This is a genomic window from uncultured Jannaschia sp. (assembly GCF_947494025.1).
Lineage (GTDB): Bacteria > Pseudomonadota > Alphaproteobacteria > Rhodobacterales > Rhodobacteraceae > Jannaschia.
In genome coordinates this window covers 20,159-42,387 of sequence record NZ_CANLTQ010000016.1, presented here as the reverse complement: position 1 = coordinate 42,387, position 22,229 = coordinate 20,159, and the positions used below count along the sequence as shown (strand labels likewise).

Below are 22,229 nucleotides of genomic sequence, written 5' to 3'. Positions count from 1 at the left end.
TCGGATTGGCGACTCCGCGTCCGGCATCCCGGGACTCAGTCCCGGCCGCCGGGCAGGAAGCTGGCGAGGACCTGTCGGGCGGAGTCGCGGATCATGTGGCCCTGCGCCGGGTCGCCCTTCACGATCGTGGACATGTAGGCCTTCGCCTGCTCGAACTTGATGTGGGGCGGCAGGGGCGGCACCTCGGGATCGGTGCGCACCTCGAGCACGACCGGGCCCGGCGTAGCCAGCGCCTCGTCCCAGGCCGCGCCGAGGCGGTCGGGGTCGTCGACGTAGATGCCCTTCAGACCGATCAGCTCGGCGAACTTGTGGTAGGGCACGTCGGGCAGGGTCTGGCTGGCCTCGTATTTCGGGTTGCCCTCCATCACCCGCTGCTCCCAGGTGACCTGGTTGAGGTCCTGGTTGTTGAACACGCAGACCACGAAGCGCGGGTCCGCCCAGCGGCGCCAGTACTTCGCGACGGTGATCATCTCCGCCATGTTGTTCATCTGCATCGCGCCGTCGCCCACGAGCGCCACGACCGGGCGGCCGGGATGCGCGAACTTGGCGGCGATCGCGTAGGGCACCGCCGCGCCCATCGAGGCGAGCCCGCCCGACAGCGAACACATCATCCCGGGCCGCACCTTCAGGTCGCGCGCGTACCAGTTCGCGCAGGAGCCGGAATCGGAGGTGACGATCGCGTTCGCGGGAACCCGCGGCGACAGCTCCCAGACCACGCGCTGCGGGTTGACGGGATGGGCGGGGACCATGGCGCGGTCCTCGAGCACGTCCCACCACTTCTCGAGATCCTCCGCGATGGTCTCGCGCCAGGACGTGTCGGTCTTCTGCTCGAGCAGCGGCAGCAGCGCGCGCAGCGTCTCGGCCGCGTCGCCGCAGAGGGGGACCTCCATCGGGTAGCGCAGGCTCAGCATGTCTGGCTTGATGTCGATCTGCACGCCGCGCGCCTGGCCCTCCTCGGGCAGGAAGTCCGCCCAGGGAAAGCCCGAGCCGATCATCAGCAGCGTGTCGCATTCGCGCATCATGTCCGAGCTCGGCGCTGTGCCAAGGAGGCCGATGCAGCCGGTGACCCAAGGCAGGTCGTCGGGCAGCACGGCCTTGCCCAGAAGCGCCTTGGCCGCGCCGGCCTGCAGCCTTTCGGCCACCGCGATCACCTCGTCGGTGGCCTCGAGCGCGCCCGCGCCCACGAGGATCGCCACCTTCTTTCCGGCATTGAGCACCTCGGCCGCGCGGGCGAGGTCGGCATCCTGCGGCACCACGCGGGGGCGGGTGTAGCCGACGCCCGAATGCATCATCCCGTGGGCGTGGCTCGGCGCCTCGTAGGGCAGGTCCTGCAGGTCGCTCGGCATCACCAGCGCGGTCACGGCGCGGTCGCCCAGGGCGATGCGCACCGCCCGGTCGACGAGGTGGCGCACCTGCTGAGGGACCGAGGCCTGCTGCACGAAGTCCGAGGCCACGTCCTTGTACATCGAGACGAGGTCGATCTCCTGCTGGTCGTGGGCGCCGAGCGCGGTGCGCGGATGCTGCCCGGCGATGGCGAGGACCGGCATGTGGTCGGCCTTGGCGTCGTAAAGCCCGGTGATCAGATGCGCGGCGCCCGGGCCGGAGGTCGCCATGCAGACGCCGAGCTCGCCCGAGAACTTGGCGTAGGCCGAAGCCATGAACGCGGCCATCTCCTCGTGCCGGGTCTGGATGAACTCGAAGCGGTCGCCGGCGCGGTCGAGCGCGCCGATCAGGCCGTTGATGCCGTCGCCCGGGTAGCCGAAGATCGTCTTCACCCCCCAGGCGCCAAGTCGGTCGATGAAGAAGTCGCTGACAGTGGGGCTCATCGGGGGGTCCTCCGCATGGGTCGGGGTTCGTGGCAACCATGACGCCGGTCGCGGTGCCTGCGACAAAACGTGCAGCGCGCGAAAAGGTCCCGGCCGCGAGCGTACAGGCCGCGAAGGTCGGTCCTGTGCACGGTATCCGGGATCGGAGCCGCGCCCCTGACGCTTCTCGGCTCAGGCCTCTCCGGGCACCAGTACAGCGGGTTAATCGAACATCCGGTCGTACTCTGCCTCGGGCGCGCCATAGGACCCGCCTGCGACCTTGAGGAGACCCTCGCGGTCGAGGATTCTGATATGCCCTCGCATCGCCCTGATGGCGCCGTACCCTTCCAGGTAATGGATTGCCAGGGTCACGCCGGCGCGGCGCACGCCGAGAGCCTTCGACAGGTAATCATGCGTCAATTCGAGGCCGTCTCCGTCAACGCGGTCATGCGCCATCAGAAGCCAGCGGGCCAGCCGGGGCTGCAAGGTCTCGTGTCCCTGCGCCAGGGCCAGATGGGCCATCTGCACCTGCGCGGCATGCACGTATTTCAGAAAGTGCGCCCTCATCGTCGGCCGCTGTTCCAGAAGCTCACGGAAGCGAGTCGCCGGAAGCGAGAGACCGGTCCCCGCAATCGCGACCGAAATGTCATAGGCGGATTGCCCGGCGCCGAGCAGAACCGTCGTTCCCGACATTCCGTCCCGGCCGAAAAGGCCGACTTCGACATGGCAGCCCGTCCGCTCACCAGACACCATCACCGATACGAGGGCCGAAAGGGGAAAGCAGACGTCTTCGATGGGTTTTCCGGGGTCTTCAAGCGACTGGTGCTTCTGCAGATCGACGTGGTTCAGATGCGGCATCAGGATCAGGGCGTCGCACATGGGCAAGGATGCCAGAAGACGGTTTCGTCGTGCCGCCAGCCAGGGAACACGAGTGGTTCCCTCGCGACCTTCCGCTCGGAGACGTCCAACTTCTGTCTTCGCTCGCGGTGTAGGGCTGGGAGCCAGTCGCTTCGATACCGGCAGAAGGGCCGGGGAGCTTGAATGCACGTACCTCTCCGTGACACCCCGCTTGCCCGGAACAGGCAGATATGGGGCCGTTTCTTCGCAGTTTGCGGAAATCTGGCGATCGTTCATTATACCAGTTCAGTTTTCAGGGGTCGCTGTTGAAACACCTCATCCGCAAGCTCGAGCATTTTGCACCACTCTCGCAGGCGGATCGCTGCAAGCTCGAGGACATCGGCGGTCGGACCGAGACATTCGAGGCGGATCGTGACCTCGTCGCCGAAGGCGAGCGACCGCGATCCGTCTTCGTGCTGACCTCCGGGATGGCGTTTCGCTACAAGCTCAGCCAGGACGGGCGGCGCCAAATCCTGACGTTCCTGTTGCCCGGGGACATCTGCGATCTCCATGTGTTCCTGCTGAAGGAGATGGACCATTCGATCGGGACGCTGATGCGAACCACGGTGTCGGCCATCGCGACGGAGGACATCCTCGGCATGTTCTTCGATTACCCCCGCATAACGGCGGCCTTGTGGTGGAGCATGCTGCAGGAGGAGGCGATCCTGCGCGAACGCATTGTCGCTCTGGGGACACGGGATGCCAGGAGCCGGGTGGCGTATCTGCTGTGCGAAATTCTCTGGCGAATGGAAGCCGTAGGAAGAACGGACGGAACGGCGTTGCGACTCCCCCTGACGCAGCAGGAACTGGGCGAGGCCCTGCGGCTAACCCCGTCCTACGTGAACCGCCTTCTGCAGGAGTTGCGTCGTCAGAACCTGATCTCATGGAGCGGCGGGGTTCTGGACGTGACCGACCCGGCCGGGCTCATCAAGATGGCGGGCTTCGACCCGAGTTACCTCCACCTGGAAGGCGCTCCCGAAGAGATCCAGCGTCACTTCGCGGAGATGGAGAGCCAGGAGTGAGTTCCGACTGAGGAAACGTAGGTCAGGCAATACAGGATCAGGTCGCGGTTTTGACCGATTGGCGGGCGTTGTCGATCTCGTATTGAACCGGGCTGAGATAGCCCAGCGATGAATGCAGGCGTCGGGCGTTGTAGACGTCCTCGATGAAGCCGTGCAGATCGGCCGTGACGTCTTCGTAGGTGTCGTATTCGTTGAGGTAGACGGCTCCGGCCTCGAGGGTCTTCATGAAGCTCTCGGCCTGCGGGTTGTCGTAAGGGTTGCCGCGTCGGCTCATGGAGCCGAAGAAGCCGTGTTTGGCGACGAGTGCCCTGTGCTTCGCAGAAGCATATTGGGCGGTCTCAAGCGATGGTCAGCACGATCTTGCCTCGCACATGGCCCTTCTCCAGCAGGTCCTGCCTGCGCCTCATGAGGCCCTGGATGCCGTCGAAGATGCCTGGCCGAAGATGAGCGCCCGGAGCGCCTTCGAGAGCGTGTCCTGCGTCACTCAGGAACGTCTGTATGACCCGATCCGTGACCTCGGGACTGTCAGGAATCTTGTGTGTGAGGCCATGATGATGGAACGGAGAGGAGCATCACATGGCAATCGAGAAGGATCTGTTGGACCAGCTTCTGGCTGGCCGCGACCCGCAGGATCTGTTTGCGAAGGACGGGCTGGTCGATGAGTTGAAGAAGGCGCTATCCGAGCGGCTTCTGAATGCCGAGCTTGACGAGCATCTGGTCGGCGATGCCGGTCGGGTGGCGGGCAACCATGGTAACGGCGTGTCGAAAAAGGCGATGCTGACGGGCACGTCGAAGGTGACGCTGGATATCCCGCGTGATCGGGACGGCAGCTTCGATCCGAAGCTGATCGCCAAGTATCGGCGGCGGTTTCCCGATTTCGACGGAAAGGTCATCTCGATGTATGCGCGCGGCAGGAGCGTGCGCGAGATCGGGATGCATCTCGAGGAACCCTACGGCATCGACGTGTCGCCGGACCTGATCTCGGCGGTGACCAACGCGATGCTGGAGGAGGTGGCGGAACGGCGGAACCGGCCTCGCGACATCTGCTATCCGCTGGTTTTCCTCGATGCGATCCGGGTGAAGATCCGCGACGAAGGCTTTGTGCGAAACAAGGCAGTCCACATCGCGCTCGGCATCCTGCCGGACGGCACCAAGGACATTCTCGGGCTGTGGATCGAGCAGACCGAAGGTGCCGGATTCTGGCTGCGGGCGATGAATGAGCCGAAAGCGCGTGGCCTGGGCGACATCCTCATCGCCGTCGTCCCCTCTCGTGCATCGCTGCGCGATGCCCTGCCTCGGCGGAACGAAGTCGGCTCCTGGAGCTTGTGTTGAACATGGCGCCACACCTGCGGCGAGAGGAAATCCTTTATGTCTGACCTCGAGCAGCCAGCCCTGACGGCCTTTGCGCTGAACTGTTCGTTGCGTCCTTCCGGCTCCGACCGGCCCAGTTCGACCGACCGGATGATCGGCGATCTTCTCGGTGCCATGCGCCCGCACGGGATCACAGGAGAAACCGAGCGGGTCGCGGATCACAACGTGATGGTGGGTGTTCTCTCCGATATGGGGGCGGGGGACGACTGGCCAAAGCTGCGCGCGCGCCTTCTGGCCGCCGACATCTTCATTCTTGGGACCCCAATCTGGCTTGGCCAGCCTTCGAGCATGGCCCGTCGCGTACTCGAACGGATGGATGCGTTCCTTTCCGAGACCGATGATCGCGGCAGGATGCCGGCTGCGGGCAAAGTTGCCCTGGTCGCTGTCGTTGGAAACGAGGATGGGGCGCATGCGTGCCATGCCGCCTGCTTTCAGGCCGTGAACGACGTCGGCTTCACCATCCCCGCCAATTCGGGTGTCTACTGGGTCGGCGAAGCAATGCAGGCGACGAACTATGTCGACCTCGAAACTATACCCGATGCGGTTGCGTCGACCCTGGCGACCGCGGCCTCGAACGCCGTCCATCTGGTCAGGCTGCTGAAGCGAAACGAGTATCCTGGCGTCGTCCTGTGAGGACCCTTGGAATGGAAAGCCACACATGAACAGTCAACGACCTGCCGATGCGATGGGAGGAATCCGGAACCGGCTTTCCCGTAGTGTTCATACACGGAATCCCCACGTCTCCCGCGCTGTGGCGCCACGTCGTCCCGAGGATCGGGGATGCCCGTTGCCTGGCTTGGAAGATGGTCGGCTACGGCGCCTCGATCCCGCAGGGAGAAGGCAGGGACATTTCGGTCAGCCGGCAAGCGGAGTATCTCGTGGACTGGCTGAAAGAGATGGAGATCGAACGGGCCATCTTCGCTGGCCATGATCTTGGAGGCGGCGTGGCGCAGATCGCGGCGGTTCGCCATCCGAAGCTCTGTGCCGGGCTCTTTCTGACCAACGCCATCGGCTATGATTCCTGGCCGATCCCCAGCGTGAAGGCGATGCGGACAGGGCAGGCATTGGTGCGTCGGATGCCCGATGCCGCCATGCGCCTGACCATGGCGGCACTCTTCCGGCGAGGCCACGACGACGCGGAGCAGGCGGGTGCTGCGCTGAAGGAGCATTGGCCCCATTACCGAACGAATGGTGCGGGAGAGGCCATGGCCCGGCAGGTCGCGGCACTCGACGTAAACGACACGCTGGAGGTGGCGGACGCGCTTTCGCAGCTCGATATTCCGGCACGGATTGTCTGGGGGGCTGCCGACCGGTTTCAAAAGATCAAGTATGGCGAGTGGTTCGCGCGCGATCTCAACGCCACGTTGGTCAGGGTGGAAGGGGGGAAGCACTTCATGCCTGAAGATCACCCCGAAGCAGTGGCCGCTGCGATCAACGATCTGCTCGAAGAGGTGCGGCAACGCAAAGCAGGTGCCTCAGGCTCCAAGCAGGACGGTGAGAACTCTTTGGCGGCAGCCCGCGCTGCGCTCGCGTCCCTCCCGGAAGTGATGCCGGTCGAGGCAAACCCGAAGGTGCAGGGCATCTATCAGGACATCCAGAACGTCCTGCGGGTGCCATTCGTGAACTTCCTGTTTCGTGTCATGGCCAGCGATCCTGACTATCTGGAGCGCGCCTGGACGCATCTTCGTCCGATTGCAGGTACCCGGGCATTCGAGGATGCCGCATCCGAACTGCGCGTGCTGGTGCGGTCGAGCGTGATGCCGGACGCGGTAAAAGATGACTGGCGAGAGCTCGGCGACATCGACCGGGTCAGGGCATTCACCGAGTCGATTGATTACGTCCTGCCAAAACTGCTTCTAATTGCCATGTTGCTTGACAAAACCACTGGCTCCGATCGCTGGGTTGCCGGTTCCCCCATACCGATGGGGGTCGCCGACGGGACGGAGAAGATCCCGATGGTTGATCCAGAGATCGCCGATGAGGAGTTGCGCAGGCTCTTCGATGATATTCGCGATCGTCACCAACATCCCAAGGTCGCAACGTATTTCCGTTCTCTCGGGCAATGGCCAGCCCTGCTCAAGCGAGTATGGCAGGGTATGCGTCCGCATGTCGGCGACAAGGCTTACGTGAAGGCTCGGGCGGACCTGATCGGAAAGGCCGAGCGCCTAATGAAGGAAGCGCCCAGAGCGGATCTTGCGGCACCTAGTGAAATCTCACGGGCCCTCGAGTTCTTTCATCAGCGCCTGATCCCCGACCTCATGCTCGATATGGAGATGGTTCGTGCGATGTTGAGCGATACCGGGTCCAGATCACGAAACCAGTTCGATGTCGGCAGTCGCGGCTGAACAGGAGCTTGGGCATGACCAACCTGGCTGCAGGATTGCAAATGCGCGTCTGCCCGAACCCCGCTTCGTCAGTTCAGCGCTTCACTTCGGCCATGGCAGCCCGGATCGTGCAGACGACGCCTCCCGGGTCGAACTCCAGCCGGGCCGTGCCGCCCAGATTCCGGCTGAGCGCGCGTTCCACGAGGAGCGAGCCGAGGCCCCGGTGCGCGGGCGGCGCAACCGGGGGACCGCCGCTCTCGCGCCATTCCACAAACAGCTCCGGCCGCCCGTCGGACGTCTCGGTCCACCACCGGATGCTGATGCATTCGGCATCGTTGGTAAGGGCATTGTGTTTGGCGGCATTGTTGGCAAATTCGTGCAGGGCTATCGCAAAGGTCATCGCCTTGCGAGCGGGGAGGAGGACCTGTGACCTGTCCATGTCGAAGGGACCGGTTTTGCCGTGCGGGCGATAGGGCTCGGTTGCTTGCTCCACGAGATGATGGAACGCCACCATGTTGTCGCCCTCGGCGGTGATCAGGTCCTGTGCTTTGGCCATCGAGGTCAGCCGCTCAGAAAATGCCTGGTAAGCGTTATTGAGCGTATCAGCCTTGCGAAAGGTTTGTGACGCGATGCTGGTGGCAACCGCGAAGACGTCCATGACCCGGTGCTTCATCTCGCCCGCCAGCGTTCTCGCTCGGGCCTCGGCTCGCCTGCGCGCTGCGAACTCGTCGCGCAGCCTGAACTGCCATTGCCGGGTCGCGAGCGCCGCACGGGCGACCGACACGAAGGTCGCAATGAGCATTGGCCGCTGCTGCAGCACGATCCCGGGCCGCGACGCGAGCGCTTTGCAGTGATCCGGACCCCGATCGCGATCCGTCGGCACTCCGTGTCGACCAACAGGATGACTGGCAGGCTCGATCAGGACGCCTGCGCATTCAGGTGCCCGGCCAATTGCTCCATCGCCGCGTCGGTCAGGATCTCTTCCGTCAGAACGAGTCCACCCAGATTTTTGAAACTGCTTTCGTCGAGCTCGGCGATGCTACGACCGGGCTTGCATGTGATCTCCGCCTGATCCAGAAGGTTGCAGGCGACCTCGGCATCCCGTGCCAGCGTCTGTTCGCGGATCGCCGTCTCGTGTGCCCGTGCCGTTTTTCGAGCACCGAGATCGCCTTGCGCACGCGGTCCGCCGCTTCGAAATGGGGCAGTACGACCACGGTGTCGGCGAGGTAGCTCGCCTCGAGCGGCCTCTTGATGCTTTCTCCGAGCATGCCGTGCTGGCTCATGGTCAGGAGCGACCGCACACCATTCTGGCTGAGAAACGCTCGCAGTTCATGCAACTGTGTCAGGAGCGCGTCCTCCTGCGGCATGGCGTGGAAATAGCCGGTGAGGCTGTCGATCATCACAACCATTGCCTGGCCTTCTTCCAGCGCCTCACGCACGAGCTGCGAGAATTCGCCCGGGGAGAGTTCGGCGGCATCGATCGTCCGCGAGCGGAGGAGTCCGTTCTCGACTAGCTCGCGTCGATCTATCCCTAGTCCCTTGATCTGATCCCCGTTCCTTCGTCCGGAACGTTGGCAAGGAAGGCGAGCGTGTCCCCTTCATCCGACCGACCGCCCGTCAGTCCGGCGTGGCCCGGGCGGCGGCCGGAAAGGTATCGGTTAGATGACTGCGGGTCGCCTCCTCCAGGAACACGATCGCCATCAGGAGCGCCGCGAAGAGGAACCCCGACAGAGCGGCGAAGCGGGTGATCGCGCGGGCCGAGGCGAACTCCATGAAGACGAGGCCCACGAGACCCGCCTTCAGCGCCGCGATCCCGAGCGCCACCGGCAGCTTCCACGTCCCGAGCGGCAGGTAGGCGCCGAGGATCGTCGCGGCGAGCAGTCCCGTCAGCGCGAGCCAGACGAGCCCCGCCCGAAGCCACAGCCGACCCGCACGCTCCCCCCGCCCGCTCATCCGCGCCCCGCGAGGTAGAGCAGCGGGTAAAGCACGATCCACACCACGTCGATCAGGTGCCAGTAGAGGGCGAGCCCGTGCAGCGTTCCCGACCGCGTCCAGTCGGTGCGGTCCGTCAGGACGACGAAGGCGATCCAGAGCACCGCGCCGATGCCGATCGTGAGGTGGATCGCGTGCACGCCGGTCATCGCCCAGTAATAGGAGAAGAAGATCTGCGTCTGGGCCGGCGCGAGCGGGAAGGCGGGCGATCCCGGGACGAGGTGCTCGTGTATGTCCTCGCGGTATTCGAACCCCTTGAGCACGAGGAACGCGAACCCGAGCGCCGCGGTGAGCGACAGGCCGATGAGGACCGTTCGCTTCAGCCCCGCCTTCGCGGCCCAGGCGGCGACCGCCATCGTGGCGCTCGACGTGAGCAGGATCGCGGTGTTGATCGAGCCGTACCAGATGTTCGTCTCCGCGCCCGCCGTCTCGAAGGCCGCCGAATACAGGAACCGATGCGCGCCGTAGGCGACGATCAGCGCGCCGAAGAACACCACCTCCGAGGCGAGGAAGATCCACAGCCCGAACGTGGCCGCCTCTCGCTGGCGCTGCCACGAGAGGAACGGCTCGTTCGGCTCCGCCCCGGGGCTGGTGACGCGGCTCATTCCCTGGCCTCCTCGCGGTCGTCGGCGCGGGGCCCGTCGCCGCTGGCCCCGTCCGCGCGGGCCTCGCCCGGCGTGCGTCCCGTGCCTTGGGCGCGATGCGTGGTCGCCTCGCGCTCCTGCGGGTGCTCGTCGTGCTCGTGATAGGCGTAGGGTTTTTCCCGGACGATCGGCAGCCGCGCGAAGTTGTGCTCCGGCGGCGGCGAGGCGGTCTGCCATTCGAGCCCGGTGGCCGACCACGGATCGTCGCCGGCCGGGCGGCCCCGGACGAGCGACCAGCCGAGGTAGAAGACCGGCAGGATGTAGGCCACCGCCAGCAGCACCGCGCCCAGCGAGGAGGCGGCGTGCCAGACCTGGAACTGGTCGAGGTAGACGTGGTAGCGCCGCGGCATCCCCATGTAGCCCAGCACGAATTGCGGCGCGAAGGTGAAGTTGAAGCCGAGGAACATCAGGATCGCGGCGGCCTTCGCCATCGCTTCCGGGTAGGTCCGCCCGGTGATCTTGGGCCACCAGAAATGCAGCCCCGCGAAAAACGCCGCGACCGTGCCGCCGACCATGATGTAGTGGAAATGCGCGACCACGAAGTAGGTGTCGTGGACATGCACGTCGATCGGCACCGAGGCGAGGAACAGCCCCGACAGACCGCCGAGCGTGAACAGCCCGACGAAGCCCATCGCGTAGAGCATCGGGCTCTCGAAGGTGATGTGCCCGCCGTAGAGCGTCGCGGTCCAGTTGAAGACCTTGATGGCCGAGGGCACGGCGATGACGAAGCTCAGGAACGAGAAGATCAGGCTGGCATAGAGCGACTGGCCCGAGACGAACATGTGGTGGCCCCAGACGAAGAAGCTGACCACCGCGATGGCGAGGAGGGCCGCCACCATCATCGGATAGCCGAAGACGCGACGGCGGGCGAAGCAGGTGATGATTTCCGTCACCACGCCCATCCCGGGCAGCAGCATGATGTAGACGGCCGGGTGCGAGTAGAACCAGAACACGTGCTGGAAGATGATCGGATCGCCGCCCCGCGCGGGGTCGAGGAGCCCCAGCCCGAAGAGCCGCTCGGCCACCACCATCAGGAGCGCGGCGGCCAGCGCCGGCGTGCCCAGCACGATGATGATCGAGGTCGCGTAATGGGCCCAGACGAAGAGCGGCAACCGCCCCCAGGTGAGCCCCGGCGTCCGCTGCGTGTGGACGGTGACGATGAAGTTGAGCCCCGTCGCGATCGTCCCGAACCCCGCCACGAAGACGCCCATCGCGGCGAGCGTCACGTAGGAGTTCGAGTAGAGCGAGGAATAGGGGGTGTAGAAGGTCCAGCCGGTATCGACCCCGCCGGCGAGCAGCGATGTCAGCACCAGCAGCCCGCCCGCGACGGTCAGGTACCAGCTCAGCAGGTTCAGCCGGGGGAACGCCACGTCGCGCGCGCCGATGGCCAGCGGCAGGACGAAGTTGCCGAGCGTCGTCGGGATCGAGGGGACGAGGAAGAACCACACCATGATCACGCCGTGCAGCGTGAAGAGCTTGTTGTAGCCGTCCGCCGAGACCACGTCCGCGCCCGGCGTGAAGAGCTCCATCCGCATCAGCGTCGCCGCCGCCCCGCCGATCAGGAAGAACACGGTGATCGCCGCGAAGTAGAGGATCGCGATCCGCTTGTGGTCCGTCGTCAGCAGCCAGGACCGGATCCGGTGCCCGGCCGACAGGTAGCTCGGCGCGCCGGCGCCGCGGGTGACGTCGATGGTCGCGTCGCTCATCTCTCCGTCTCCATGGCGGGGGATCGCAGAACCCGCGCGTCGGGCGGCAGGCCGCCGCCGAGTTCGCGGATGTAGGCGGTGAGCGCGGCAATCTCGCCCAGCGACAGGATCTCGTCGAAATTGGTGGGCATGATCGGCTCGTACCCCGCCACGACGTCGCGGCGCGGCATCAGGATCGAGTCGCGGATATAGGCCTCGTCGGCCAGCACGGTGCGTCCGTCGGCGAGCGCGACGGGCCGGCCGTAGACGCCCTCGAGCGGGGGCGCATGGACGCTCGACGCCGCCGCATGGCAGCCCGAGCAGCCCTGCGCGGTGAAGAGCGCGGCCCCCTGCCGCGCCAGCGTGTCGGCCTCGGGCTGCGCCGCGCTCCACTCGGCGTAGAGCTCGGGCTCCATCACCGTGACCTCGCCCAGCATCCGGGCGTGGTCGGTGCCGCAATATTCGGCGCATTCGATCGGGTAGGTCCCGGTCTCGGTCGGCTCGAACCAGAGCGTCGAGATGCGCCCGGGCACCACGTCCTGCTTCAGGCGGAAGGCGGGGACGTAGAAGGAATGGATCACGTCCTGCGACGACATGCGCAGGACCACCGGATGCCCGCGCGGGACGTGCAGCGCGTTGATCTCGCGCGCGCCGGACGGGTGCTGCGTCTTCCACATCCATTGCTTGGCCTCGACATGGATCTCCAGCGCGTCGGCGGGCACCTTGTCGTCGGTGATGCGGTAGCCGGCGGCCCACCAGAAGATGAACACCGCGACGAAGGCCGTGACGATGGTCCAGCCGATCTCGAACTCGCGGGCATGCAACGCGGGAACCCGGTGACGCGGCACGTCGCTGCCTTTCCGGAAGCGGACGGAGAAGACGACGATCAGCGTGCCCACCAGCAGCACGATCAGGATCGACAGGATCGACAGCGCGGTGAAGAGCGTGTCGAAGCCTCCGGTATTGGCGGAGGCGGCGCCGGGGCTGAATAGCCGGTCCATCAGGCGCCGCCCCGGCGCCGCTCGCGCCAATGCGCCAGGGCGAGGGCACCGCCGAACGTCGCGGCAAAGAGCAGGCTCACGATCGTCAGGACGCGCTCGATGGCGAGGCTGTAGCGCCCGGTGAGCGGATCGAACCCGTAGCAGGTCAGCGCCAGCCGCTCGGCGAGTCCGCCGACCGTGCCGCGCCCGGCCTGCACCAGCGCGCGGCGCATGTCGGCCGGGTCGGTGAAGAGGCCGGGGAAGAGGCGGCTGACGCGGCCCTCGGGCGTCAGCACGTAGCTCGCGACGGGATGGGCGAAGCGGTCGCGTTCGGCGTCGAAGGCGTAGGTGAAGCCAAGCGCCCGGGTCAGGCGGGTCAGATCCTCCGACGACAGCAGCGGGGCGACGGCCGCCTCCCGCGCGGCGCCGAGCGTGCCGCCAAGGAAGGCGTCCCGCGCTGCCGCGTCGTCGCGCGGGTCGATGCCGACGACGGCAAGGCGGTAATCCTCACCCGCGTCGAGGCCGGTCCCGGCGAGGCTCGCCGCGATCTGTGCGACCAGCGGGTCGCAGATCTCGGGGCAGTCGTAATCCGTGAAGACGAGCACGGCGGGTCGCGTCCCGTCGGTCAGGCCCAGATCGGCGGGCACGACCGCCGATGCGCCCGGCCGCGCGCCGACCGCGTCGAGTTCGGCCGGGGTCAGCCCGGCTTCGGATGGCGCTGCGGCGAGGAGGGCCAGCGCGAGGAACAGGACGCGGCCGATCACGGCCGGTCCTCCGCCGGCAGCGGAGCGAAGGCTACCGCGCCGCGTGCGACAATCCGCGCCATGGCCGCGTCGATGGGCAGGCGATCCTCGGCGCCCGACAGACGCGCGCGTTCCTCGGCGAGGTATTCGGCGTAACGGGCCACGGGCTCGATCTCCAGCTGCGGCTCGGGGAAGGCGTCGATCCGGGGCATCTGATCGTGCCGCGCGTCGGGATAGAAAATCCACACCGCGAGCGCGGCCGCGGCCACGAGCGAGAAGGAGACCGCGATGGCGACGATGACGATCCCGTTCGGGACGCCCGGATCCTCGGGGAGGTGCGGCGCGCTCATCGCGGCCCCCCGCCGTGGAGGAGCCGGGCGAGGCTTGCGAGGAACCACACGGCGAGGAGCGCGGCGGACAGGGCGGGGCGCGCGGCCGGATCGGAGAGCGGCGCGACGATCCAGACGAGGTGGCCGAGCGCGCCCGCGAGCATCAGCGCCCCGGCGAGCCGCAACGGTCGCTCGGCACCGCGCCAGGCGGTGCGGAGCAGGATCGTGAACGGCGCGAGGGCGCCCAGCACGAGGACGGCCCAGGCCAGCGCAAGCCCGGCGCCCTGATTGCGGGCGAGATACCAGGCCGCCTTGTCCGGCAGGTCGCCCGACCAGCTGACGAGGAACTGCATCCCCGCGAGGTAGAACGCGCCCAGCAAGCAGGCCATCATCAGCCTCCCCCAATCGGCCCGCGCGGCGGCGACCGGCGCGAGCCCGAGCGCGGCCGGCAGGGCGAGCGCCGCGCCGATCTGCGTGACCGCCAACTGCGCGCCGAAATCGGTGGAGACGAAGTGGCGGTCGAGCGAGAGGAGCCAGTCGACACCGGCCACCGAGACGGTGAGCGCGTAGATCGCGAGCCCCGCCGCCGCCACGGCCCGGCCCGGCCCCCGCCGCGCGACGAGGCCCAACCCGGCCCAGAGCGCCAGCACCACGAAAAGGCGCAACGTCCAGGACGGCACGTTGAGCCAGATCCGCGCGACGCTTCCTTCGCTCGTGCCGTCCGCCCAGGGGTAGAGCGGCCCGAGCCCGGCGAACAGGACCGCCCCGCCGAGCGCGAGGAGAGGCGTGGTGCCGGCCGCGACGGTGAGCCAGGGCTCCCCGGCTGCGCGCCACCCGCCTCCCGTCAGCGCGTGGATCAGCAGGAGGACGGCGGACCCGATGGCGACGGAGAGCGCGAGGACCCACCCCGCGAGCCAGCCACGCGCCGCGTTCGCGGGGTCGAACCAAGCGAGCGCGACGAGACCGAGTGCGGCGAGCAGCGCACCGACGCCGGGCATGGTCCGGCCACGCGACAGGACCGCGCTCATTCGGGGGCCTCGTCTGCGGGCGGGAACGGCGTTTCGACCGGGACGGCGGCGCGGGCGGGGTCCGGCTGGGGCGCGTCGCCGCCGGCGAGTTGCAGCGCGCGGATATAGGCCACGATCGCCCAGCGGTCGGCCGGCTCCACCCGGTCGCCGTAGGGATACATCACCCCGAATCCGTCCGCGATGATCGACAGGAAATGCGCGGCCGGGGCGGCGCGCAGGCGTTCGGAGAGATAGGAGGGCGGCCGGGGAAAGCCGCGCTGGACCACGCGTCCGTCGCCGGTCCCGTCGAAGCCGTGACAGGGCGCGCAGAAGATCTCGAACCGCTCCCGTCCGCGCGCGAGGAGGGCGGGCGTGACCTCCGGCGGCTCGGCCAGCGCGATGACGCGCAGGGGCGCGTCGCGTGTGACGGTGCCCGCGACGCGGGGCCGGGTGGAGGCGCCGTCGGACCAGACACCCGAGGGATCGTAGGCCACGTCCTTGTTCTGCTCGCCCATGTCGTCGCGGCACGCCGCGAGCGCGAGGAGGAGGACGAGGGCGCGCCCGACGCTCACCCGATCACCTCCACCGAGAGGATCTCCGGCCGTGTGCGGAGGATGTCGAGCGCGTCGATCCGTGCCCGCGGATCGCGCGGGTCGAGCGTGAGCGCATAGCCGTCGTCGGTGACCGCGCGCGCCGCCGCCGCCTCGAAGAACGGATGCGAAGGACGCGGCAGGCCGCAGGACCACAGGAAGCCCGTGAAGCCCGCCAGAGCCGCGCCGAGCACGCCGGTCTCGAAGGTCGCGAACAGGAAGGCGGGCCAGGAGTTCAGCGGCCGGCCGCCGGAATTGATCGGGTAGCCGTGGACGGAGGTCCAGTACTGGTAGGCGAAGATCGCCGCCGCCGCGCCGAGCCCGCCGACCAGCATCAGCGACCGCACCGGGGAGGGGGGGAGCGCCAGCGCCTCGCCCAATCCCTCGACCGTGTGCGGGGCATGGGCGTCGAGCGTCGCGAAGCCGAGCTCGCGCGCGGCGCGGGCGAGGGCGAGGAGGTCGTCGGCGGACCCGACGCGTGCCACGAGGAGCGCCGCGCTCACGCCCCGACCTCCCGCAGGCGCGCCTTCATCTCGTGCATCGAGACCGAAGGGACGAGACGGACGAAGATCAGGAACATCCAGGCGAAGAAGCCGAGCGTGCCCAGAAGCAGCAGCCAATCCCAGATCGTCGGCGCGTAGGTGCGCCATTGCGACGGCAGGTGCCCGCGCGAGAGCGTCTCGGTGATGATGAGGATGCGCTCGAGCCACATGCCCACGTTGATCAGGACCGCCACGCCGATGAGCACGGGCAACGAGCGGCGGGCCGCCCGGAGGACGAAGGCCAGCGGGACGATGCAGTTGCAGAGGATCATCGTCCAGTAGAGCGGCGCGTAGAGGCCGGCGAACTCGAACCGGACGAGGAGCCGCTCCGCGTGATCGCCGGAATACCATGCGAAGAACCATTCCGTCGCGTAGGAGAGCGACATCACGAGCGAGGCGAAGAGCAGGATCCGCGCCATCGCGTCGAAATGGTCGAGGGAGATGAGCCGGTGGAGCCCCAGCCCCCGGCGGATCAGCGCGGCCAGCACCACGACCATCGCGAAGCCCGAGAACATCGCGCCGACGACGAAATAGGGCGGGAAGATCGACTCGTTCCAGCCCGGCATCAGCCCCGCGGCGAAGTCCATGCCGACGACCGAATGGACGGAGACGACGAGCGGCACGCCGAGCGCGGCCATCGCCCGGTAGAACGCCTCGTAATGGTGCCAGTGCCGGGCCGAGCCGCGCCAGCCGAGCGCGAAGGCGCCGTAGATCCGGCGCGCGATCCCGTTCCGCGCCCGGTCCCGCATCGTGGCGAGGTCGGGCAGGGCGCCGGTGTACCAGAACAGCAGCGAGAAGATCAGGTAGCTCGCGATGGCGAAGAAGTCCCAGACCAGCGGCGAGCGCCATTGCGGCATCAGGTCCATCGTGTCGGGATAGGGGACCAGCCAGTAGAACAGCCACGGCCGCCCCAGATGGAAGATCGGGAACAGTCCGGCGATGGCCGCCGCGAAGAGGGTCATCGCCTCGGCGAAGCGGCTGATCGAGGTGCGCCAGCGCTGCCGCGTCAGAAGCAGCATCGAGGAGATCAGCGTGCCGGCATTGCCGATGCCGATCCACCAGACGTAGTTCGCGATGGCGAAGCCCCAGACATTGGTGGTGTTGATCCCCCAGATGCCGACGCCTTCCCGGACCAGCCAGATCAGGCTCGCGATCATCACCAGGGTGAGCGTGCTCGACACGAGAAAGGCGGTCCACCAGAGGCGTCCGAAGCGACGCTCGAGGACCGGGTCGGCCACGGCGGCGGTGATCCGGTCCGGGCGCATCCCGGTCGGCAGGTAGCGTCGGGCCGTCTCGCGGGCCTCGTCCGCGCGCCGGTCGTGGAACTCCGTGGCCGTCGCGGTCACGCCCCGTCCTCCTCGCCGGCCTCGATGCGGGCGAGATAGGTGGTGCGCGGTCGGGTGCCGAGCTCGCCCAGCAGCGCGTAGTGCCGCGGGTCGTCGCGCAGCCGGGCGATCGCGGAGGTCTCGGCGGCCAGATCGCCGAAGGTGATGGCCTCGGTCGGGCAGGCATCCTGGCAGGCGGTGCGGACGGCGCCGGGCGGGATGGATTCGTCGTCGCGGCTCGCTTCGTGGCGGGCCCGCTCGATGCGCTGCACGCAATAGGTGCATTTCTCCATCACCCCGCGCCCGCGGACACTCACCTCGGGGTTGCGGAGCGCGGCGAGGAGGTCGATGCCCGCCCCGTCCGCCGCCGCCCGCTCGGCCTCGGCCCCGGAATAGTCCTGGAAGTTGAAGCGGCGCACCTTGTAGGGGCAGTTCGCCTGACAGAACCGGGTGCCGACGCAGCGGTTGTAGACCTGGACGTTGAGCCCCTGGCCGTCGTGGACCGAGGCGGCGACGGGGCAGACCGGCTCGCATGGGGCCTTCTCGCAATGCATGCAGGGCACCGGCTGGAAGGCCGGGGCGCCGTCGTCGCGGGAATAGGTGTCGACCCGCATCCAGTGCATGATCCGGCCGCGATCCACCTCCTCGGGGCCGACCACGGGGACGTTATTCTCGGATTGGCAGGCGATCGTGCAGGCGTTGCAGCCGATGCAGCGGTCGAGGTCGATCACCATCGCCCAGGCGTGGTCCGCGTACTCCCAGGGCGGATAGAAGGACGGTGTCTCCGGTTCCGGCGGCAGGCGCGGCTCGGCGGCCGAGACGGTGCGCAGGATGTCGCGCGGCCCCTGTTCGAAATGCAGCTGGGTCCGGTGGACGGGGAGGCGCCGGCCGAGCGGGGTGACGGTGGCGCCGGCGATCAGGGTGGCGCCGTCGGTCGGCAGGAGCAAGGCGGTGGCGGTGCCGATTCCGGTGCCGATGGGTCCGGCTTCGGCCCGGCCGTAGCCCAGGGCGAGCGACAGCGTGCCGGGGTGCTGCCCGCGCACCGACAGGACCGGGACCTCGACCGCGCCCTGCGGCGTGGCGAGGCGCACCCCGTCGCCATCGGCGAGCCCGAGGCGCAGCACGTCGGCCGGCGCCATCCAGAGCGCGTTGCCCCAGACCTGCTTGGTGACGGGTTCGGGACATTCCAGGAGCCAGGCATTGCCGGCGCCTTCGCCCATCCAGACCGAAGGGGAGGGACGCAGCAGCAACTCGAACCCCTCCGACTCCGCCGGGGGCCCCGCGTCGTCCGACGCGGCGATCTCGGGCGCAGAGATGACGGGCAGGGCCGTGTCCGGCACGAGTCCGTCGTGCAGCGCCGCGATCCAGGACACCGCGAAGGCCGCGTCCGAACGCGTGCCCCGCCAGGTTTCCTCGACAATGGCGCGGGCCGGGCGCGCCGCGGCGGGGCCGTTCGTCAGCAGGTCCAGGAGTTCGTGGCGCGACCGGCTGCCGTGCAGCGGCGCGATCAGCGGCTGGACCAGCCCGACCGTCCCGTCGGGTCCGCGCAGGTCGGACCAATCCTCGAGCGGATGGGCGAGTGGCAGGCGCCATTGGCAATGCACGGCCGTGTCGGTGCGCGCGACGCTGGCCTGCGCGGTGAAGGGCACGCCGGCCAGCGCATCCGCGAAGCCCGCCGCGGCGGGGGCGGAGAACACCGGATCGACGTCGAGGACGAAGAGCGACCGGACCTCGCCGTCTCGCATTGCCGTCACGAGATCCGCGAGCCCGTCCGGCTCGAGATCCGGCCAGCGGTCGGCGGCGGGCCGGTAGGCGAGCGGGGCCGCGAGCCGGGCGTTGAGCCGGGCCACGGCGCGGGTGGCCCGCGGCGAAAGCTCCGGCGCGGCGAGGACCATCGCCCGGCCGGTTCCGGCACGCGCGAGCTGCGCGGCCAGCCGCTCGGCCTCGTCGCGCAGTCGTTGGGGCAGGGGCGCCGGCTCCGCGTTGCCCAGCCGCGCGTCGAGCCAGTCCGCGAGGCGCACCAGATCCGCCATCGAGGCCGAGACGCGCCGGTCGGCCTTGGCGCCGGTCAGCGTGGGCGCAGGCTCGAATACCGTGAGCCGCAGCGCGTCGTGCCGGGGCGTGCGGGCCGTGACGAAGGCCCGGGCGGTCGCGATCTGCTCCGGTCCCGCGCCGAGGAAGTCGCAGCCGAGCGAGACCACGAGCCCGGCGCGCCCGAAATCCGGGACGATTCCCCGGCGGTCCGCCCCGCGCCCGGTCTCGAGCGCGCGGGGTGGCGAATCCATCACGTGCCAGCGCATCGCGGGCCGCCGTGCAAGGAGCGTCGCGATCTGCCGCGCCGTCGTGGGCGAGGTGACGGGTCCCGTCAGGAGCCGCGCGCCGACCCCGTCGTCGGGCATCGTGCGGGCGAGCTCCTCCTCGAACGCCAGCCAGGAGGACAGCCTGCCCTCGCGTTCGGGCGCGCGCGGACGGGCCGGGTCGAAGAGGTCGAGCACCGCGGCCTCGGCGAACACGTCGGTCGCGCCGAGGCTCGCGGGATGGGCGGGGTTGCCGTGGACCTTGGTGGGCCGGCCCTCGTGGCTCTCGACCACGACTCCGCGCCCGAGCCCGCCGAGCGGCAGGGTCGTGGCGAAGAAGTCCGCCCGGCCGGGTACCAGCCCCTCGGGCTGCGCGACGTAGGGGACGAGATATTCCTCGCGCCGCTTGCAGCCCGCGACGAGCGCCGCGGCCCCGGCGGACATGAGCGCCAGCGTCTCCCGCCGCGTCGGCCCTTTCGCGTCGTCCGGCGTCACCGGAAGCGTCCCGCGCGGGTCATCGGTGGCATGTCGAGCAATCGGTCAGCCCCCCGGGATGGATGTCGTAGAACTCCGCCAGCGGGGCCTGGTCGATCTCGGACATCTGCGACGTTGTCCGGTACGGATAGGTGATCATTTCCGGCGGCTGCAAGTACGGGACCGGATCGCGGTGGCAATCGAGGCACCAATCCATCGTCAACGGCGCCGCCTGCCGCATCAGGCGCATCTCGCCCACCGATCCGTGGCATTCGGTGCAGGCGATGCCGTTGGTGACGTGGACCGAATGGTTGAAGTAGACGTAGTCCGGCAGCTCGTTCACCGGCTCCCATTTCAGTCGCACGCCAGTGGAAAGGCTCTCGCGCACGGGGGCGAGCATCTCGGCCTCGGTCCAGAGCTGGCTGTGGCAGGACATGCAGGTCGTCGTGGGCGGCAGGCCGGCCTTGGCCGAGACCTCGACACTGGTGTGGCAGTAACGGCAGTCGATGCCGATCTCGCCGGAATGATGCGCGTGGCTGAACGGGATCGGCTGCTCGACCGTCTCGTTCTGCCCCGTCACGTAATCCGACCGCTCGAGCGCGTAGCCCAGGCCCACGAAGGTTAGGGGCATGAGGACGAGGCCGGCGAGGATCAGCCGCGCGACGGTGTTCGCCCGTGGCTCGAAGTCTTGCGCCATGATCTAGCACCCGGACATGAACTCGCTCACACCAATAGTTCCAGAGGAATCCGACTGGTGTCCAGAAGTCGGGCCGAGCATTGTCCTGTACACAAGCGTACTTAATGACGCTCCTCGGTGAGGCGTCGGACGCCCTATGAAAAATGACGGACATACCCTCTCGGATTTGCCGCCGTCTGCCGAAGTCCAATCAGCCTGCGCTCGCCCGTAGCAGGCCGAGAGTCCTTGGATTCTCGGAGGACGTCGCATCAAAGCCGGAACGTTGTCATGCAAAGATGCGGACAGGCGCCCCCTTCGAGCCGGGCGTCAAAGACTTCCTGTCATGATAGGACAACGGCACCAGAACATTGAGCTCTGGGTAGTATCCTGTGATGCAGCCGTCTGGAACGTCGAACGGCGTCACCGTCAGTCCCCGCACCTTCCGGTCCACTCCGTCGTCCAGGTCTAGAGGCGAGGGTGATCTTTTGCCCCTCTTCCAATCCCTGGCGACGCATTTCGTCGCGATTGATAAGCACGATATCGCGCGAGCCCGACAGACCGCGGAGCCTGTCGGAGAACCCGTAGATCGTGGTGTTGGACTGGTCGTTCGAGCGCAGGGTGACGAGGGTCAGCCGTCCTTCGGCTTCCTCGAACCCGATGGCCGAAAGTACTGTGGGCGTTGTGAACTCGGCTTTGCCACTTTCCGTTTGCCAGTTGCGCTCTCGCGCCGAATTGCCGCGATAGAAGCCGCCCGGATTGAACATTCGACCGTTGAAGTCGCGAAAATCATCGGGATAGCTCTCTTCGATCAGATTCCGGATCAGGGCGTAGTCGCCTGTCCATTCGTCCCATTTGAGCTTCGAATTCGGATCAAGTGTTGCCTTCGCCATGCCTGCAACAATGGCCGTTTCGGACCTCAGATGCTCCGAGGCAGGCTTCGCCTGTCCGATCGAGCCGTAGATGTGGCTGAGCGAGCATTCGATGCTGATGGCCTGCGTTGCCGTCGCCTGTACGTCCTCATCGAGCCTACCGAGGCAGGGCAAAAGGTAGCAAACCCGGCTCGGCGTCAGATGAGTGCGGTTGAGCTTGGTGGCGACACAGACCGTGAGTCGCATGGACGGCCAGGCCGCCTCTATGCGCTCGCGGTCGGGCAGGGCGCTCACTAGCCAATGTGGCGGCGTCGGACCGGAGGATGGCTGATCGCGCGGGTTGCATGGCGACCTCAGCGCTGGCGGGGGGCAAAGCGGTCCGTGGCGAGCGCCGTGACGACGCCGAACATCGCGTGCAGAGCCCGGGCTGGGCCAAGCTCGCGGGGCTGTCGCGCCAAGGTTTCGAGGAGACGCCAAGAGCAGGTCCGACAAGGCCGTAGGCTAGCAGCTAAAACCCGGCTCCGAACGTCAGCCCCGCGGCGATGGGCGCCTGTCCCGGTCGTGCACCGCACCATACCCGGCGCCGGCGAGCGTCGAGAGCGCCAGATGACCTCGATGGCTGATCGCCTTCTCGCCAACCTTTGCGGGTGCTTCGTC

Annotated in this window: 22 protein-coding genes; 4 read left to right on the top strand and 18 right to left on the bottom strand. The window is 67.8% G+C overall.

Translation table 11 applies throughout. The annotated features are described in order from the left end of the window. Positions 1–35: 35 nt before the first annotated feature. Together Q1B08_RS15125 and Q1B08_RS15120 are read right to left on the bottom strand one after the other, a co-directional pair. A complete protein-coding gene (locus Q1B08_RS15125; RefSeq protein ID WP_299820609.1) occupies positions 36–1,826 on the bottom strand; it encodes a thiamine pyrophosphate-requiring protein in 1,791 nt (596 codons plus the stop codon). Between the two features lie 201 nt (positions 1,827–2,027). Then, on the bottom strand, positions 2,028–2,684 hold the full coding sequence (locus Q1B08_RS15120; protein ID WP_299820606.1) for a Crp/Fnr family transcriptional regulator: 657 nt from the start codon (positions 2,682–2,684) through the stop codon (positions 2,028–2,030). Between the two features lie 284 nt (positions 2,685–2,968). On the opposite strand from Q1B08_RS15120, the gene Q1B08_RS15115 reads away from it, so the two are divergent. Then, positions 2,969–3,724, top strand: coding sequence for a Crp/Fnr family transcriptional regulator (locus tag Q1B08_RS15115; RefSeq protein WP_299820603.1), 756 nt, complete (start codon positions 2,969–2,971; stop codon positions 3,722–3,724). Positions 3,725–3,761: 37 nt separating this feature from the next. Here the strand turns inward: Q1B08_RS15115 and Q1B08_RS15110 are convergent, their stop codons facing one another. Continuing rightward, positions 3,762–3,998, bottom strand: coding sequence for an integrase core domain-containing protein (locus tag Q1B08_RS15110; RefSeq protein WP_299820601.1), 237 nt, complete (start codon positions 3,996–3,998; stop codon positions 3,762–3,764). Positions 3,999–4,300: 302 nt separating this feature from the next. Here Q1B08_RS15110 and Q1B08_RS15105 point away from each other — a divergent pair, with 302 nt between their 5' ends. From Q1B08_RS15105 to Q1B08_RS15095, 3 genes are read left to right on the top strand one after another with little or no spacing between them, the layout of a single operon-like run. Further along, positions 4,301–5,056, top strand: a complete 756-nt coding sequence (locus Q1B08_RS15105) for a transposase (protein WP_299820599.1) — start codon at positions 4,301–4,303, stop codon at positions 5,054–5,056. 36 nt (positions 5,057–5,092) lie between these two features. Further along, on the top strand, positions 5,093–5,728 hold the full coding sequence (locus Q1B08_RS15100) for an NAD(P)H-dependent oxidoreductase (RefSeq protein WP_299820596.1): 636 nt from the start codon (positions 5,093–5,095) through the stop codon (positions 5,726–5,728). Between the two features lie 47 nt (positions 5,729–5,775). Further along, a complete protein-coding gene (locus Q1B08_RS15095; RefSeq protein WP_299820593.1) occupies positions 5,776–7,440 on the top strand; it encodes an alpha/beta fold hydrolase in 1,665 nt (554 codons plus the stop codon). 73 nt (positions 7,441–7,513) lie between these two features. Here Q1B08_RS15095 and Q1B08_RS15090 read toward each other — a convergent pair whose 3' ends face one another. From Q1B08_RS15090 to Q1B08_RS15020, 15 genes are all read right to left on the bottom strand, one after another. After that, complete coding sequence (locus Q1B08_RS15090; RefSeq protein WP_299820590.1) at positions 7,514–8,221, bottom strand: sensor histidine kinase; 708 nt, start codon at positions 8,219–8,221, stop codon at positions 7,514–7,516. Between the two features lie 184 nt (positions 8,222–8,405). Next, the gene (locus tag Q1B08_RS15085) at positions 8,406–8,963 is read right to left on the bottom strand and encodes an ATPase domain-containing protein (RefSeq protein WP_299820657.1); all 558 of its coding nucleotides are present in this window, start codon (positions 8,961–8,963) and stop codon (positions 8,406–8,408) included. 73 nt (positions 8,964–9,036) lie between these two features. Further along, positions 9,037–9,372 (bottom strand): cytochrome C oxidase subunit IV family protein, encoded by a 336-nt coding sequence (locus tag Q1B08_RS15080; RefSeq protein ID WP_299820588.1) that lies wholly within the window; start codon positions 9,370–9,372, stop codon positions 9,037–9,039. Next, on the bottom strand, positions 9,369–10,016 hold the full coding sequence (locus Q1B08_RS15075; RefSeq protein WP_299820585.1) for a cytochrome c oxidase subunit 3: 648 nt from the start codon (positions 10,014–10,016) through the stop codon (positions 9,369–9,371). Before Q1B08_RS15075 ends, Q1B08_RS15080 begins: the two co-directional genes overlap by 4 nt. Further along, positions 10,013–11,761, bottom strand: coding sequence for a cytochrome c oxidase subunit I (locus Q1B08_RS15070; protein WP_299820582.1), 1,749 nt, complete (start codon positions 11,759–11,761; stop codon positions 10,013–10,015). Before Q1B08_RS15070 ends, Q1B08_RS15075 begins: the two co-directional genes overlap by 4 nt. Next, positions 11,758–12,741: a cytochrome c oxidase subunit II gene (gene coxB, locus Q1B08_RS15065; protein ID WP_299820579.1), complete on the bottom strand. Its 984-nt coding sequence runs from the start codon at positions 12,739–12,741 to the stop codon at positions 11,758–11,760. Before coxB ends, Q1B08_RS15070 begins: the two co-directional genes overlap by 4 nt. Next, positions 12,741–13,484: a hypothetical protein gene (locus Q1B08_RS15060; RefSeq protein WP_299820577.1), complete on the bottom strand. Its 744-nt coding sequence runs from the start codon at positions 13,482–13,484 to the stop codon at positions 12,741–12,743. The genes coxB and Q1B08_RS15060 overlap by 1 nt, the downstream gene beginning before the upstream one ends. Next, on the bottom strand, positions 13,481–13,813 hold the full coding sequence (locus Q1B08_RS15055) for a hypothetical protein (RefSeq protein WP_299820575.1): 333 nt from the start codon (positions 13,811–13,813) through the stop codon (positions 13,481–13,483). The genes Q1B08_RS15060 and Q1B08_RS15055 overlap by 4 nt, the downstream gene beginning before the upstream one ends. Beyond that, a complete protein-coding gene (locus tag Q1B08_RS15050) occupies positions 13,810–14,820 on the bottom strand; it encodes a hypothetical protein (RefSeq protein ID WP_299820573.1) in 1,011 nt (336 codons plus the stop codon). The genes Q1B08_RS15055 and Q1B08_RS15050 overlap by 4 nt, the downstream gene beginning before the upstream one ends. Further along, the gene (locus Q1B08_RS15045; RefSeq protein ID WP_299820571.1) at positions 14,817–15,371 is read right to left on the bottom strand and encodes a cytochrome c; all 555 of its coding nucleotides are present in this window, start codon (positions 15,369–15,371) and stop codon (positions 14,817–14,819) included. Before Q1B08_RS15045 ends, Q1B08_RS15050 begins: the two co-directional genes overlap by 4 nt. Then, on the bottom strand, positions 15,368–15,892 hold the full coding sequence (locus Q1B08_RS15040; RefSeq protein WP_299820569.1) for a DUF3341 domain-containing protein: 525 nt from the start codon (positions 15,890–15,892) through the stop codon (positions 15,368–15,370). Before Q1B08_RS15040 ends, Q1B08_RS15045 begins: the two co-directional genes overlap by 4 nt. After that, positions 15,889–17,277, bottom strand: coding sequence for an NrfD/PsrC family molybdoenzyme membrane anchor subunit (gene nrfD / locus Q1B08_RS15035; RefSeq protein ID WP_299820566.1), 1,389 nt, complete (start codon positions 17,275–17,277; stop codon positions 15,889–15,891). The genes Q1B08_RS15040 and nrfD overlap by 4 nt, the downstream gene beginning before the upstream one ends. Beyond that, positions 17,274–20,048 (bottom strand): 4Fe-4S dicluster domain-containing protein, encoded by a 2,775-nt coding sequence (locus tag Q1B08_RS15030; protein WP_299820563.1) that lies wholly within the window; start codon positions 20,046–20,048, stop codon positions 17,274–17,276. Before Q1B08_RS15030 ends, nrfD begins: the two co-directional genes overlap by 4 nt. Before the next feature lie 19 nt (positions 20,049–20,067). Then, entirely contained in the window at positions 20,068–20,724 is a 657-nt protein-coding gene (locus tag Q1B08_RS15025) for a cytochrome c3 family protein (protein ID WP_299820560.1), read from the bottom strand. A 320-nt stretch (positions 20,725–21,044) separates the two neighbouring features. Next, positions 21,045–21,818, bottom strand: a complete 774-nt coding sequence (locus Q1B08_RS15020; RefSeq protein WP_299820557.1) for a hypothetical protein — start codon at positions 21,816–21,818, stop codon at positions 21,045–21,047. Positions 21,819–22,229 lie beyond the last annotated feature (411 nt).

Bases quoted from the DNA above. Each gene is read 5' to 3' on its own strand.
- Q1B08_RS15110 (WP_299820601.1), bottom strand. From the start codon at position 3,998: ATGAGCCGACGCGGCAACCCTTACGACAACCCGCAGGCCGAGAGCTTC.
- coxB (WP_299820579.1), bottom strand. From the start codon at position 12,741: ATGGACCGGCTATTCAGCCCCGGCGCCGCCTCCGCCAATACCGGAGGC.
- Q1B08_RS15025 (WP_299820560.1), bottom strand. From the start codon at position 20,724: ATGGCGCAAGACTTCGAGCCACGGGCGAACACCGTCGCGCGGCTGATC.
- Q1B08_RS15020 (WP_299820557.1), bottom strand. From the start codon at position 21,818: ATGCGACTCACGGTCTGTGTCGCCACCAAGCTCAACCGCACTCATCTG.
- Q1B08_RS15125 (WP_299820609.1), bottom strand. From the start codon at position 1,826: ATGAGCCCCACTGTCAGCGACTTCTTCATCGACCGACTTGGCGCCTGG.
- Q1B08_RS15070 (WP_299820582.1), bottom strand. From the start codon at position 11,761: ATGAGCGACGCGACCATCGACGTCACCCGCGGCGCCGGCGCGCCGAGC.
- Q1B08_RS15100 (WP_299820596.1), top strand. From the start codon at position 5,093: ATGTCTGACCTCGAGCAGCCAGCCCTGACGGCCTTTGCGCTGAACTGT.
- Q1B08_RS15050 (WP_299820573.1), bottom strand. From the start codon at position 14,820: ATGAGCGCGGTCCTGTCGCGTGGCCGGACCATGCCCGGCGTCGGTGCG.
- Q1B08_RS15120 (WP_299820606.1), bottom strand. From the start codon at position 2,684: ATGTGCGACGCCCTGATCCTGATGCCGCATCTGAACCACGTCGATCTG.
- Q1B08_RS15075 (WP_299820585.1), bottom strand. From the start codon at position 10,016: ATGAGCCGCGTCACCAGCCCCGGGGCGGAGCCGAACGAGCCGTTCCTC.
- Q1B08_RS15080 (WP_299820588.1), bottom strand. From the start codon at position 9,372: ATGAGCGGGCGGGGGGAGCGTGCGGGTCGGCTGTGGCTTCGGGCGGGG.
- Q1B08_RS15055 (WP_299820575.1), bottom strand. From the start codon at position 13,813: ATGAGCGCGCCGCACCTCCCCGAGGATCCGGGCGTCCCGAACGGGATC.
- Q1B08_RS15090 (WP_299820590.1), bottom strand. From the start codon at position 8,221: ATGCTCATTGCGACCTTCGTGTCGGTCGCCCGTGCGGCGCTCGCGACC.
- Q1B08_RS15095 (WP_299820593.1), top strand. From the start codon at position 5,776: ATGCGATGGGAGGAATCCGGAACCGGCTTTCCCGTAGTGTTCATACAC.
- Q1B08_RS15105 (WP_299820599.1), top strand. From the start codon at position 4,301: ATGGCAATCGAGAAGGATCTGTTGGACCAGCTTCTGGCTGGCCGCGAC.